The following is a 14,954-nucleotide window of genomic DNA, read 5'->3' on the forward strand; positions in this document are numbered from 1 at the left end:
CGGTGATAAGAAGTACCCGTGAATCTCTTGGAGAGGAGCGGGTACTTTTGTATAATTGAACAAAAAATTATGGTGAAATGTCAGTAAAATCTTTTCCTTTTCACAATTCACAATCATTGGGTTATAATGATAGAATATAATTTATTCTATTTAATAAAGATAAAGTCAATTTTCAATAAAAGGTGATTCGATGGCAAATGAGCAGGTACTAACAGCTGAACAGGTACTCGAGAAAGCAAGTCAATATTTAGTGGATGAAGATATTGAGCTAGTAGCACGTGCCTATGAATATGCACGCGATGCGCATAGCGAACAATACAGAAAATCGGGTGAACCATACATTATTCATCCAATTCAAGTTGCAGGTATTTTAGTTGATTTACACATGGATCCAGCTACAGTATCAGCAGGTTTTTTACATGATGTAGTAGAAGATACAGAGATTACATTAGAAGATATTGAACGGGAATTTAATAAAGAAATTGCTATGCTTGTTGATGGTGTGACAAAGCTTGGAAAGATTAAATATAAATCTCATGAGCAACAACAAGCAGAAAACCATCGCAAAATGTTTATTGCAATGGCTCAAGATATTCGAGTTATTTTAATTAAACTAGCTGATCGTCTTCATAACATGCGTACATTGAAACATTTGCCTCAAGAGAAGCAGCGTCGCATTGCGAATGAAACGTTAGAAATCTTTGCACCTTTAGCACATAGACTCGGAATTAGTACTATTAAATGGGAGCTAGAGGATACTTCACTTCGCTACTTAAATCCACAGCAATATTATCGTATTGTAAATTTAATGAAGCGTAAACGTGCAGAACGTGAAGAGTATTTAGATGAAGTAATGACTGGTATTCGTGAGAAATTAGACGAAGTTGCAATTCAACCTGAAATTTCTGGAAGACCAAAACATATTTACAGCATTTATCGTAAAATGGCACTGCAAAATAAACAGTTCAATGAAATTTACGATTTATTAGCTGTACGTGTCGTTGTAAATAGTATTAAAGATTGTTATGCAGTACTTGGAATTATTCATACGTGCTGGAAGCCGATGCCAGGTCGTTTTAAAGATTATATTGCAATGCCGAAAGCAAATCTATATCAATCTCTTCATACGACTGTAATTGGACCGAAAGGTGATCCGCTTGAAGTGCAAATTCGTACGAAAGAAATGCATGAGATTGCAGAATTCGGGATCGCGGCACACTGGGCGTATAAAGAAGGAAAAACAGCAGAAACAACAGGCACATTAGAGAAGAAACTTACATGGTTCCGTCAAATATTAGAATGGCAAAATGAAGCTTCTAATGCAGAAGAGTTTATGGAGTCGTTAAAAATTGATTTATTCTCTGACATGGTATTCGTCTTTACACCGAAAGGCGATGTAATGGAATTGCCACTTGGATCTGTTCCAATTGACTTTGCATATCGTGTGCATTCAGAAATTGGGAATAAAACAATTGGTGCAAAAGTAAACGGGAAAATGGTGACACTTGACTATAAATTAAAAACAGGTGACATCATTGAAATTTTAACATCGAAACATTCGTATGGACCAAGTCAAGATTGGGTGAAACTAGCTCAAACATCTCATGCCAAAAACAAAATACGTCAATTCTTTAAGAAGCAACGTAGAGATGAAAATATTGAAAAAGGCCGTGAACTTGTTGAGAAAGAAGTGCGTAGCCTAGAGTATGAGATGAAAGAAGTGTTAGCTCCTGACAATTTAAAACGTGTTGCTGAAAAATTCAACTTTGCAAATGAAGAAGATATGTTTGCGGCAGTTGGATATAATGGCATCACTGCATCACAAATTGTTACGCGACTAACGGACAAGTTCCGTAAGCAACGTGAAGAAGAAGAGATTGTTGAAGTTAAAGAAGTTCGTAAACCGATGAAAATTCGAAAATGGGATTCTGGCGTTAAAGTGAGCGGTGCGGATAATTTATTAATTCGTTTATCAAAATGCTGTAACCCAGTACCTGGTGATGATATCGTTGGATATATTACGAAAGGCCGAGGCGTATCAATTCACCGCCGTGATTGTGTAAATGTTCATACAGAAGAAGCAGTAGAGCGTTTATTAGAAGTAGAGTGGGAAGGTAGTCCTGAAAAAGAAATTGAGTATAACGTTGATATTGAAATTTCAGGTTACGATCGCCGTGGTTTATTAAACGAAGTATTACAAGCTGTTACAGAGACGAAAACGTACATTTCAGCAGTTTCTGGTAGAAGTGACCGTAATAAGATGGCGACAATTAATATGTCAATCTCTATTCGTAACTTACAGCACTTGAAAAAAGTAGTAGAACGCATTAAACGTGTTCCAGAAATTTATGCAGTACGACGCATGATGCATTAATAGGGAGTGTAGAAAAGATGAGAGTTGTTTTACAACGATCAAAAGAAGCGTCTGTCACAGTAGACGGTGAGATCGTAGGACAAATTCCGTTCGGTTTAACATTACTAGTTGGCATTACGCATGAAGATACAGAAAAAGATGCAACTTACATTGCAGAAAAAATTGCGAACTTACGTATTTTTGAAGATGAGAGCGGAAAGATGAACCATTCTGTACTCGATGTAGAAGGACAAGTTCTATCCATCTCGCAATTCACATTATACGGAGATTGCCGCAAGGGAAGACGTCCAAACTTTATGGATGCTGCCAAACCTGACTATGCAGAGCGTTTATATGATTTCTTTAATGAAGAAGTACGTAAGCAAGGATTGCATGTAGAAACAGGGAAGTTCGGAGCAATGATGGATGTTTCTTTAATCAATGATGGTCCGGTGACCCTTATTGTGGAAAGTAAATAGTGTTGCAAGAAGAGAGGGGATGAGCCCCTCTCTTCTTTTATGGTTTTTGATGGTATATTTTGTTAATTATTGTTATGATAGTTAAGAAAATAAACGATATAATCGGGGATTATGGGAGGTAAAACTTATGGAAACATTTGTACTCGTTCATGGAGCATGGGATGGCGGTTATGTTTGGAAAAAACTAGCTGAACTTTTAAGGGAAGAGGGTCATAGTGTATATACTCCTACATTAACTGGACTTGGGGAACGAACACATCTTATGCAACCTAATATAGGGTTGAAGACATTTATTCAAGACATTGTTAATACTATTAAATATCAGGGTCTAAAAGATGTAATTTTGGTAGGACATAGTTATTCTGGTATGGTAATTACAGGGGTGGCAGAAGTGATTCCCGAGTTCATTAAGGAGCTAGTATACGTGGATGCAATGCTTCCGGAAGATGGTGATTCTGTTATGGATATTTCTGGACCGGAAATGGCCGCGCATTTTATAGAAGAAGTAAAAGTATACGGGGAAGGATGGCGTGTTCTTCCTAGAAATACAATAGATGAAAGAAAATCAGCGATGCCATTGCTGGCTTTTACACAATCGGTTGAAATAAAAAACTCTAAAGCACAACTTATACCGCATATATACGTAGAAGTAAAGGATAATCCAGAACATTGGCCAATGACGCCTATCTTTTTAGAATCAGCAAAAAAAGCAAGGGACAGAAAGTGGGAAGTTTTTCCTGTTAAAGTTGGTGGGCATTGGGTAATGGAAACTAATCCAGAGGCGTTGGTTCGTATATTGAATCAGAGTGTAGAAGTAATTTAAGGTATGCTTTACTTCCTATAGAAGAAATGGCCGCGCAAGTTGTATTACATGTAATGTTAGAAATTCTCGTAATTGGGGTAGGTATTGTATCGTTATATTATTTGAAGCATCATATGCTAGCAAGTGGACTAGCTCATTGTTATAAATCCAATACTAATGTTTATTTTGAGTCAATAGCTTTTTCATTTATGTATAACTCTCTAATCAATATGGAACAATAAAAAGTAAAACATCCATATTGAATGTGAGGGATATACGTATGCGTATGAATGAAAAAGGGCATTCTGTTACAAATGGTGCAAATCAACTGTTTAACGTAAATTTTCATGATTTTATTTCAAAAGAGCAAAACAATACTTCAATGGAGCTTGCTTCTGAGTTTGGCATTTCTCTTCAAGATGTAAAGCGTCTAAAGAAGCAGATTGAACGCTCTTAGAGCACTTGACAATCCTACTGAACAAACGTATAGTAATTTTATATTTACATATGAATATAACCGTTGATAGAGAAGAGTAAATGAGACACACATGGAAAGAGAAGAAATGTCTTAGGCTGAAAACATTTCTACATGATGACTAATTGAATGACACTCTAGAGGTTTCAACTTGAACGGCGTATACGCTTAGTAGGGATGAACGCACATTTAAGCGTTATTAAAAAAGTGGAAGCATACGTGCTTCAATTAGGGTGGCACCACGGGTATAATACTCTCGTCCCTACTGTTCAAACAGTAGAGGCGGGAGTTTTTTTATTTTTATTAAGATTAAAACAATTTGAGGAGGAACTGAATATGTCTATTCAAATCCCACGCGGAACGCAAGATATTCTTCCAGGCACTGTTGAGTTATGGCAGTATATCGAAGGGCAAGCGCGCGAAATTTGCCGTCGTTACAATTATAAAGAAATTCGTACACCAATTTTTGAACACACTGAGCTATTTTTACGTGGTGTTGGTGATACGACAGATATCGTACAAAAAGAAATGTACTCATTCCAAGATCGTGGAGAGCGTAGTTTAACATTACGTCCAGAAGGTACTGCACCTGTTGTACGTTCTTACGTTGAAAATAAAATGTTCGGTGACGCAACGCAACCAACGAAATTATATTATATCGGTCAAATGTTCCGTTACGAAAGACCGCAAGCAGGTCGCTATCGTCAATTCGTACAATTCGGTATTGAAGCAATCGGTAGTAACGATCCTGCAATTGATGCAGAAGTAATTGCACTTGCTGTAGAGTTTTACCGCGGCATGGGCTTAAAAAATATTAAAGTTGTATTAAACAGCTTAGGTGATGCAGCAAGCCGTCAAGCACACCGTGATGCATTAATCGCACACTTTGAGCCACGTATCGGCGAATTCTGTTCTGACTGTCAATCTCGTTTAGAAAAGAACCCTCTTCGTATTTTAGATTGTAAGAAGGACCGTAACCATGAATTAATGGGAACAGCACCATCTATTACAGAATACTTAAACGAAGATTCAGCAGTATACTACGAAAAAGTTCAAGAACTATTAACGATGATGGATGTTCCATTTGAAAAAGATCCGAACTTAGTACGTGGTTTAGACTACTACCAACACACTGTATTTGAAATTATGAGTGAGGCAGAAGGTTTCGGTGCTATTACTACATTAAGCGGTGGTGGACGTTACAACGGACTTGTACAAGAAATCGGTGGACCAGAAATGCCAGGTATCGGTTTTGCGATGAGTATTGAACGTTTAATTATGGCACTAAAAGCTGAAAACATTGAATTGCCAATCGAACATAGCATTGATTGTTACGTTGTAGCGCTTGGTGAAAAAGCAAAAGACCATGCTGCAAAAGTTGCGTTTGATCTTCGTAAAGCTGGATTATCAGTTGAAAAAGATTATTTAGATCGCAAAATGAAGGCACAATTTAAATCAGCAGATCGTCTAAAAGCGAAATTTGTAGCTGTATTAGGGGAAGATGAGTTAGATAAAGGTATCATCAACTTAAAAGATATGGCAACAGGCGAACAAGAAGAAGTAGCATTAGATGTATTTGCTTCATACGTAGCAGAGAAATTAATATAGGGGGAACTTACAGTGGCTGAAAGAACACATGCATGTGGAAAAGTAACAGTAGAAGCAGTTGGACAAACAGTTCAATTAAAAGGTTGGGTACAAAAACGCCGTGATTTAGGTGGATTAATCTTTATCGACTTACGTGACCGTACAGGTATCGTACAAGTTGTATTTAACCCAGAAACATCAAAAGAAGCGCTAGAAGTAGCAGAAACAATTCGTAGCGAATACGTATTACACGTAGAAGGTACAGTTGTTGAGCGTGGTGAAGGCGCAATTAATGACAATATGGCAACGGGTCGTATTGAAGTACAAGCAACAAAGGTAAGCGTATTAAACGCAGCGAAAACAACGCCAATCATTATCGCTGATGATACAGATGCATCAGAAGATGTGCGTTTAAAATATCGTTACTTAGACTTACGTCGTCCTGTAATGTTCAACACATTTAAAATGCGTCATGACGTAACAAAAACAATTCGTAACTTCTTAGACACAGAAGAGTTCCTAGAAGTGGAAACACCAATTTTAACGAAGAGCACGCCAGAAGGAGCTCGTGATTATTTAGTACCAAGTCGTGTACATGATGGTGAGTTTTATGCATTACCACAATCTCCACAGCTATTTAAACAGCTTCTTATGGTCGGCGGATTTGAGCGTTACTATCAAGTAGCACGCTGTTTCCGTGACGAAGATTTACGTGCGGACCGTCAGCCAGAATTTACGCAAATCGATATTGAAGCTTCATTCTTAACACAAGAAGAAATTTTAGATATGATGGAGCGCATGATGACGAAAGTTATGAAGGATGCAAAAGGTGTAGAGATTAGTGCACCATTCCCTCGTATGACTTACGCTGATGCAATGGCTCGTTACGGTTCTGATAAGCCAGATACACGCTTTGAAATGGAACTAACAGACTTATCTGAGTTTGCAGCAGGTTGTGGATTTAAAGTATTTACAAGTGCTGTAGAAAGCGGCGGACAAGTAAAAGCAATTAATGCAAAAGGTGCTGCGAGCAAATACTCTCGTAAAGACATCGATGCATTAACTGAATTCGTAAAAGTATACGGTGCAAAAGGTTTAGCTTGGCTTAAAGTGGAAGAAGACGGCTTAAAAGGACCGATCGCGAAATTCTTCGGTGAAGAAGATGCAAACGTGTTAATGACTACATTAGAAGCTACTGCTGGTGACTTATTACTATTCGTAGCAGATAAGAAGAGCGTTGTTGCAGATAGCTTAGGTGCACTTCGTTTACGTCTAGGTAAAGAGCTTGAGTTAATTGACGAAAGTAAATTTAACTTCCTATGGGTAACGGATTGGCCGCTTCTTGAGTACGATGAAGATGCAGATCGTTACTTCGCAGCTCACCACCCATTCACAATGCCATTCCGTGAAGATGTTGAGCTATTAGAAACAGCACCAGAAAAAGCACGTGCGCAAGCATATGACCTTGTATTAAACGGTTATGAGCTTGGTGGTGGATCACTTCGTATTTACGAGCGTGACGTGCAAGAAAAAATGTTCAAAGCACTTGGATTCTCACAAGAAGAAGCACAAGAGCAATTCGGATTCTTATTAGAAGCATTCGAATACGGTACTCCACCACACGGTGGTATTGCATTAGGTTTAGACCGTCTTGTTATGTTACTTGCAGGCCGTACGAACCTTCGTGATACAATTGCATTCCCGAAAACAGCAAGCGCAAGCTGCTTATTAACAGAAGCTCCAAGCCCAGTTGCAGAAGCACAGCTTGAAGAATTAAACTTAAAATTAAGCTTAAAAGAAGAGAAGTAAGAATAAAGTCTAGATGGTTATACTAATACCATCTAGACTTTTTTTGAGAGGTTGTTTAAAAAGTCCGGTCCAGATGGCTGTCGCATCTCATCGTTACGTATGCTAGTCCGGTGCTCGAGTAGTAACGCTACACTGCGCTCCTCCTGGCTTCAGCGCCTCGATCTGTTCGGTTCTTTAAACCCTCTTTGTTAAACGTGTATTTAGGAAGAAATAAAATTCTGGTCTATGTTTTCATTCTCGAAATATGTATTTTTAGGAATTCTATAACTTTTTCTATACAAATAGTCGGAAAAACGCTAGAATACATGGTAGACCATTTTTGTAATAGGAGTGTAGAGCTGAATGTTACATCAATTTTCACGTAATGAATTAGCCTTCGGTAAAGAAGGACTTGAAATATTAAAAAATAGTACAGTCGGTATTTTAGGAATTGGCGGCGTAGGTTCTTTTGCAGCTGAAGCGTTAGCACGTTCTGGAGTTGGGCGTCTCGTATTAGTAGATAAAGATGTTGTAGATATTACAAACGTAAACCGTCAAATTCACGCTTTAGTATCTACTGTAGGACGTTCAAAAGTAGAATTAATGAAAGAGCGTATTGCAGACATTAACCCAGAGTGTGAAGTAATTGGACTAGAAATGTTTTACACAGATGAAACATATGAAGAGTTCTTTAAGTACGGTTTAGACTTTGTAGTGGATGCATCTGATACGATTACGTTCAAAATTCATTTAATTAAACAATGTTTACGTCGTAAAATTAAAATTATCTCAAGTATGGGTGCAGCAAATAAAATGGATCCGACTCGTTTCCGTATTGCAGACATCTCTAAAACACATACAGATCCAATTGCGAAAGTCATTCGTACGAAGCTTCGTAAAGAGGGTATTAAAAAAGGTGTAAAAGTTGTCTTCTCTGATGAAAACCCAATCGTAATTCGTGAAGAAGTACGTAAAGAAATTGTACCAGACGAAAATGCAAAAATTCGTAAAGCGAAATTACCACCTTCATCAAATGCATTCGTACCATCTGTGGCAGGCTTAATTATGGCAAGTCACGTTGTACGTGAACGCATTAAAAATGTAGAAGTGAAACGTGTAGGGCAAGAATAAAATGAAAGCATATATCCATTTCGGATATATGCTTTTTTATATGTGCTAAAGAAATAGGGGTATTTGCATTGCTACTAGTTCAAATGTAAGCAAGGCCAGTAAGTAATAATCATATTTGTCTGATTTATAACCTGAGGTCTTTTTTAAACTGTGAATGGTAAAAAGACCTAACGTTAGAACGAGAATACCGAGTGTTATTTTGAAGGCTACTAATGAAATGGCAATCAGCTCCTTTCAATCGTATATGTTTATAGTAACATTTAAGTAAAAAATATCCAGTTGATTCGGGGAGTTCTTTGTATAGCAGGTTTACTTATTTTGTAAATATTTGTCGGTAAATCGATATTCCTTGTCGAATAGTCGATATAATTAAAAAATCGTTGATATATTGTAAGTTACGATAGATATATTCGAAAAATCGTCGATATAATTTCATTTACCAATATGCTATCCACCGAAGAGACAAAAAAAGGATGTCACTTAGCCGGAAAATTGGGCTAGGTGACATCTTTTTTAATTCTCTGCAGAATAAATAATATCTAAATTTCCATTTTGATCTGTCTTGAAAATGGGAGCGATCTGCTCTTCTTGTTCTTCAACTGAAACGAGTTTTCGAGCACGATCCATAATTCTAACGAGCATTGCATAATCTTCTTCGATTGCTTGTTGTTTTTTTGTGAGTACAGCTAATTTAGTTTCGAGCTCATCATTCGTTTTTTGCAAGGAAGTGAGCTGAGTTTGTAATACTTCATTTTCAGTTTGTAACTTTGCGAGTGAAGGATTATTGTGCTCTAAGTTTTGCAAAAACGAGATGACATTTTGCATTGTAAGTTCTTGTTTACTTGGTACAATATCTTCTGAAAACTCAGCATCGATTACGAGTTGTTTCGTTTTCGTGAAATGCTCTTTTTCTATTTTAGCTTCAGAGCGCTTTAATTCTTTCCGTTGTTTTTTTGCAAGTTGCACCGCATCTTCGTAGTTCGGTCTCACTTCAGCATTCCATCTAAATCCGCAAGCTGCGGAAGTCCGGTTTAAAGCATCGCCGACTTCATCGAATGCTTTTATTTGTGTACTGCCGCTGCGAATATGCCGTAAAACAGTTTCGGCTAAAAGGAGATCGTCTTCTTTTGTCCATGCATCTTGACGTGTTTTCATAAGCGAAGCCTCCATAATGGTGACGTTTTCGCTTATGTTACCCTTTATTTTTCGTTTTATTCGAACTTTGTAATCTTTCATATACAGTAGAAAGTGCTTGTTCAAATTTCCCTGTCGTTTTCGGTTTATAATATTGTTTGTTTTTTATTTTATCAGGTAAGTATTGTTGTTGTACCCAGCCATTTGGTTGGTCGTGTGGGTATAAGTATCCAATGCCTCTTCCAAGTGCCTCTGCGCCTTTATAATGACTATCTTTTAAATGACTTGGAATGTCTCCTGTTTGACCGTTACGTAAATCGTGTAATGCAGCATCAAGTGCTTTATAAGCTGAGTTCGATTTGGGTGATAAGCAAAGCTCGATAACAGCATTTGCAAGTGGTATGCGTGCTTCTGGGAATCCAACTCGTTCCGCTGATTCTATAGCTGCTAGCGTACGCGGTCCAGCTTGCGGGCTAGCAAGTCCAATATCTTCATATGCCATAATAAGAAGACGTCTACCGATGCTTTGTAGGTCACCAGCTTCAATAAGACGTGCTAAATAGTGAAGTGCTGCATTTACATCACTTCCGCGCACCGATTTTTGAAATGCCGATAATACGTCATAATGAGCATCTCCGCCTTTGTCATGAACGAAGCTCTTTTTTTGTAAGCATTCTTCGGCGATTTCTAGCGTAATTTCCGCAGCTTTGTCATTAGTTGTAAAGCTAGATAAAACAGCTAATTCCAGTGCATTATAAGCGGAACGCATATCTCCGCCTGATGCATTTGCAAAGTGATGTAATGCCTCAGGTGTAACAGTTACATCGTATTCCCCAAGACCTTTTTCTTTATCTTCAAGTGCTCGTTTTAAGCCAATTAAAAGATCATCTTCTGTTAATGCATGTAATTCGAAGATTTGACACCGGCTTCGAATAGCAGAATTAATAGCATGGAACGGATTACTTGTCGTCGCACCAATTAAAGTAAGGAGTCCACTTTCTAAATGAGGTAATAGAAAATCCTGTTTTGCTTTATCTAGACGGTGTACCTCATCTAAAATTAAAACGAGGTGTCGATGCATTTTTGCCTCTTGTACGACAACTTCCATATCTTTTTTATTATGAGTAACAGCGTTTAATAGGCGAAAAGGGGTTCCGGTACTTCCTACGATTGCGCTCGCGATGGATGTTTTTCCAGTGCCTGGAGGGCCATATAAAATCATAGATTGAAAATGATTCGCTTGGACCATTCGCCATAAAATTTTTCCTTCGCCAACTAAATGTTGTTGTCCGATAATTTCTTGAATATTTGTAGGGCGCATTCGATGTGCGAGTGGTTGTTTCATATTTACCGTCTCCCTTAATGTATAATCTCTTTCTATCGTATCATTTTTTTTAGTGGAATTTGAAATAGGATGCTGTTTTGTGGGAAAAATGAATATGAATATTTTCATTTTTCTTTCAATTGTAATAATTTCCGAGTTTTTCAATGTGATTTTATGTTATCATTTTGATACACAAGTTGAAATTTCTTATAATACTATATTATGCTATAATTTCATAGGATTTTAAATTGTGTTCTTTTATAAATAAGATATAACCAATAGAAGTGAAAATTTGAAAAGAGGTGCAAAATAGATGAAGATTTCAACGAAAGGCCGCTACGGCTTAACAATTATGATCGATCTTGCAAAAAAGTTTGGTGAAGGTCCGATTTCATTAAAATCAATTGCGCAGGCACATGACTTATCTGAGCATTACTTAGAGCAATTAATTTCACCACTTCGTAACGCGCGTCTAGTAAAGAGTACACGCGGGGCATATGGCGGATATGTATTATCAGATCAGCCGGCTAACATTACAGCTGGGGATGTAATCCGTGTATTAGAGGGTCCGATTAGTGTTGTAGAAATGATAGAAGAAGAAGAGCCAGCGCAACGCCAATTATGGATGCGTGTTCGTGATGCGGTGCAAGAAGTGTTAGATAGTACAACGTTAGAAGATTTAGTACGTTATGAGGAAGAAAATCACGGGGGCTATATGTTTTACATTTAATTCCTTGTGAAACGATTTGGAAAGAAGGAGATTTAATGGAACGCATTTACTTAGATCATGCTGCGACATCTCCGACTCACCCAGAAGTGGTCGAAAAGATGATTCCATATATGACAGAAACATTCGGAAACCCGTCTAGTATTCACTTTTATGGACGTCAAACGCGCCATGCAGTAGATGAGGCGAGACGCGCATGTGCACGTAGCATTCATGCGAATCCGAATGAAATTATATTTACGAGCGGTGGTACAGAAGCTGATAATTTAGCACTTATCGGTGTAGCGCGTGCGAACCGTCATAAAGGTAACCATATTATAACGACGCAAATTGAACATCATGCAATTTTGCATACGTGTGAACTGTTAGAACGTGAAGGGTTTGAAGTGACATATTTACCTGTTGATGAAACAGGACGCGTTCAAGTTTCTGACATACAAAAGGCATTGACAGAAGAGACGATTCTTGTATCTGTTATGTTTGGGAATAATGAAGTTGGGACGATGCAACCAATTGCAGAAATAGGTAAGCTGCTAAAAGAGCATCAAGCTTATTTCCATACAGATGCGGTACAAGCTTACGGTCTAGTAGAAATTAATGTGAAAGAGTTTGGTATTGATTTATTATCGATCTCAGCTCATAAAATTAACGGACCAAAAGGTGTCGGGTTCTTATACGCTGGTGCAAATGTGAAATTTGAACCGTTATTAATAGGCGGAGAGCAGGAAAGAAAACGCCGTGCTGGTACTGAAAATGTGCCAAGTATTGTTGGTTTACAACATGCAATTTTGCTAGCTGAAAAAACTCGTGAGCAAAAAAATGCCCAATATGAAGAGTTTAAAGATATAATGGTATCTGTCTTCCAAAATGAAGACATTACTTTCGAGGTAAACGGAAACTTAGAATATCGCTTACCACATGTGCTTAATATTAGTTTTACAGGAATGAACATTGAACCGTTTCTTGTGAACTTAGACTTAGCTGGCATTGCAGTATCAAGTGGTTCGGCGTGTACAGCTGGTTCGATTGATCCATCACATGTATTAGTGGCGATGTTCGGAAAAGACTCCGATCAAATACGTTCATCCGTACGCTTTAGTTTCGGACTTGGAAATACGAAAGAGCAAATTGAGAAAGCGGCGTACGAAACAGTGAAAATCGTGAAGCGATTAACACAAAATTAGCATGGGAGGTGACATGATGAACAAACTACCTCACGAAACACGTGTTGTCATCGGGATGTCCGGTGGCGTTGATTCATCTGTGGCGGCTCTTTTATTAAAAGAGCAAGGTTATGATGTAATCGGAATTTTTATGAAAAACTGGGATGATACAGATGAGAATGGTGTCTGCACAGCAACAGAAGATTACAATGATGTAATTGAAGTGTGTAACCAAATTGGTATTCCGTATTATGCAGTAAACTTTGAAAAACAATACTGGGATAAAGTATTTACGTACTTCTTAGATGAATACCGAGCTGGTCGTACACCAAACCCAGATGTAATGTGTAACAAAGAAATTAAATTTAAAGCATTTTTAGAGCATGCCATTGCGCTTGGTGCTGATTATGTAGCGACAGGTCATTATGCACGCGTTGCTTATATGGACGGCGAATATAAAATGCTTCGCGGCGTTGATGACAATAAAGACCAAACGTATTTCTTAAATCAATTAAGCCAAGAGCAATTATCAAAAACAATGTTCCCGCTTGGTGAACTGAAGAAACCACAAATTCGTGAAATGGCGAAAGAAGCTGGTTTAGCGACAGCGGCGAAGAAAGATAGTACTGGTATTTGCTTCATTGGTGAGCGTAACTTTAAAGATTTCTTAAGTAACTATTTACCAGCACAACCAGGTGTGATGCAAACATTATCTGGTGAAGTGAAAGGAAAGCATGACGGTTTAATGTACTATACAATTGGACAACGTCATGGTCTTGGTATTGGCGGTAACGGTGATCCGTGGTTTGCTGTTGGGAAAAACTTGAAAGAAAACATTTTATATGTTGATCAAGGATTCCATAACGAACTTCTATATGGCGACGAAGTTATTGCTACCAATGTTGGCTGGGTAAGTAATGAAGCGAAAGAAAAAGAATTTAAGTGCACAGCGAAATTCCGTTATCGTCAAGAAGACAATAAAGTAACGGTTCAAATCGTTGATGAAAATACAGTTCGTATTCTTTGTGACGAGCCAATTCGTGCAATTACACCAGGACAAGCAGTTGTTTTCTATGATGGAGATGAGTGCTTAGGCGGTGCTACAATTGATGAAGTGTACCGTAGCGGTAAGAAACTGGATTATTTAGGATAAAACGAGAAGCCTCTGCCGATTCGCGGTTAGAGGTTTCTTTTACATAAGGCGAATTTTCGTTCGCTTGGAAAATACATTCTTTGTTATAATTTGTTGTAGAGGTGAAGGACATGTCAAACAAACTTGAAACAGGTATTCAATATATGCAAGAAGGAAACTGGGAAGAAGCTGCTAAAAATTTCACAGAAGCAATCGAAGAAAATCCGAAAGATGCGCTTGGGTATATTAATTTTGCAAACTTATTAGATGTATTAGGTGACAGTGAGAGAGCAATTTTATTTTATAAACGTGCATTAGAGTTAGATGATAAATCTGCGGCTGCTTATTATGGATTAGGGAACGTATATTACGGTCAAGAGCAATTTGCAGAGGCGAAAGCTGTATTTGAACAAGCGATGCAAGCTGGATTACAATCAGCTGATGTAACATTTATGCTAGGTATTACGCATGTGCAACTTGGAAATGATCGTCTAGCACTGCCGTTTTTACAAAGAGCAACAGAATTAGATGAAAACGATGTAGAAGCTGTGTTCCAGTGCGGACTTTGTTTTGCACGATTAGAACATATTCAAGAGGCGAAACCTTATTTTGAAAAGGTATTAGAAATGGATGAAGAGCATGCGGATGCGTATTATAATTTAGGTGTTGCGTACGTGTTTGAAGAAAATAACGAGAAGGCTCTTGCTTTATTTAAGAAAGCAACTGAAATTCAGCCAGATCACTTTTTAGCTGGTAATGGTGTTCGTTTATTAGAGCAAGAAGCTGAATAAGAAAAATATTGTTTAATGGGTAGTTATCCCTCATCTAAAGAGGTGGGGGATGTACTGCTCATTAAAGT

At 37.9% G+C, this 14,954-nt stretch carries 13 protein-coding genes and 1 other annotated feature; of the genes, 11 read left to right on the forward strand and 2 right to left on the reverse strand.

The window, feature by feature from the left end:
- Positions 1–190: 190 nt before the first annotated feature.
- From relA to MR147_RS20775, 7 genes are all read left to right on the forward strand, one after another.
- Complete coding sequence (gene relA, locus MR147_RS20745; protein ID WP_001262810.1) at positions 191–2,374, forward strand: GTP diphosphokinase; 2,184 nt, start codon at positions 191–193, stop codon at positions 2,372–2,374.
- Positions 2,375–2,391: 17 nt separating this feature from the next.
- Entirely contained in the window at positions 2,392–2,832 is a 441-nt protein-coding gene (locus MR147_RS20750) for a D-tyrosyl-tRNA(Tyr) deacylase (protein WP_001266956.1), read from the forward strand.
- 127 nt (positions 2,833–2,959) lie between these two features.
- Positions 2,960–3,655, forward strand: a complete 696-nt coding sequence (locus MR147_RS20755; protein ID WP_074607702.1) for an alpha/beta fold hydrolase — start codon at positions 2,960–2,962, stop codon at positions 3,653–3,655.
- A gap of 259 nt (positions 3,656–3,914) precedes the next feature.
- The gene (locus tag MR147_RS20760; RefSeq protein WP_001242605.1) at positions 3,915–4,091 is read left to right on the forward strand and encodes a hypothetical protein; all 177 of its coding nucleotides are present in this window, start codon (positions 3,915–3,917) and stop codon (positions 4,089–4,091) included.
- A gap of 54 nt (positions 4,092–4,145) precedes the next feature.
- Positions 4,146–4,376: a binding site (T-box leader), on the forward strand.
- A 69-nt stretch (positions 4,377–4,445) separates the two neighbouring features.
- A complete protein-coding gene (gene hisS / locus MR147_RS20765; RefSeq protein ID WP_000027087.1) occupies positions 4,446–5,717 on the forward strand; it encodes a histidine--tRNA ligase in 1,272 nt (423 codons plus the stop codon).
- A 12-nt stretch (positions 5,718–5,729) separates the two neighbouring features.
- A complete protein-coding gene (gene aspS / locus MR147_RS20770; protein WP_074607704.1) occupies positions 5,730–7,505 on the forward strand; it encodes an aspartate--tRNA ligase in 1,776 nt (591 codons plus the stop codon).
- 342 nt (positions 7,506–7,847) lie between these two features.
- Positions 7,848–8,615: a tRNA threonylcarbamoyladenosine dehydratase gene (locus MR147_RS20775; RefSeq protein ID WP_000903179.1), complete on the forward strand. Its 768-nt coding sequence runs from the start codon at positions 7,848–7,850 to the stop codon at positions 8,613–8,615.
- Between the two features lie 513 nt (positions 8,616–9,128).
- Here MR147_RS20775 and MR147_RS20780 read toward each other — a convergent pair.
- Entirely contained in the window at positions 9,129–9,770 is a 642-nt protein-coding gene (locus tag MR147_RS20780) for an RsfA family transcriptional regulator (RefSeq protein WP_242304682.1), read from the reverse strand.
- A 37-nt stretch (positions 9,771–9,807) separates the two neighbouring features.
- Entirely contained in the window at positions 9,808–11,094 is a 1,287-nt protein-coding gene (locus MR147_RS20785; RefSeq protein ID WP_242304684.1) for a replication-associated recombination protein A, read from the reverse strand.
- A gap of 292 nt (positions 11,095–11,386) precedes the next feature.
- Between MR147_RS20785 and cymR the strand changes: the two genes are divergently transcribed.
- From cymR to MR147_RS20805, 4 genes are all read left to right on the forward strand, one after another.
- Entirely contained in the window at positions 11,387–11,803 is a 417-nt protein-coding gene (cymR, locus tag MR147_RS20790; RefSeq protein ID WP_000704116.1) for a cysteine metabolism transcriptional regulator CymR, read from the forward strand.
- Between the two features lie 35 nt (positions 11,804–11,838).
- Positions 11,839–12,984, forward strand: coding sequence for a cysteine desulfurase family protein (locus MR147_RS20795; protein ID WP_000439909.1), 1,146 nt, complete (start codon positions 11,839–11,841; stop codon positions 12,982–12,984).
- Between the two features lie 16 nt (positions 12,985–13,000).
- Positions 13,001–14,116, forward strand: coding sequence for a tRNA 2-thiouridine(34) synthase MnmA (gene mnmA, locus MR147_RS20800; RefSeq protein WP_001038006.1), 1,116 nt, complete (start codon positions 13,001–13,003; stop codon positions 14,114–14,116).
- Between the two features lie 110 nt (positions 14,117–14,226).
- Complete coding sequence (locus tag MR147_RS20805) at positions 14,227–14,886, forward strand: tetratricopeptide repeat protein (RefSeq protein WP_000066395.1); 660 nt, start codon at positions 14,227–14,229, stop codon at positions 14,884–14,886.
- The last annotated feature ends 68 nt before the right edge of the window (positions 14,887–14,954 follow it).

It is taken from the genome of Bacillus cereus group sp. BfR-BA-01350, assembly GCF_022663775.1.
Classification (GTDB): domain Bacteria; phylum Bacillota; class Bacilli; order Bacillales; family Bacillaceae_G; genus Bacillus_A; species Bacillus_A paranthracis.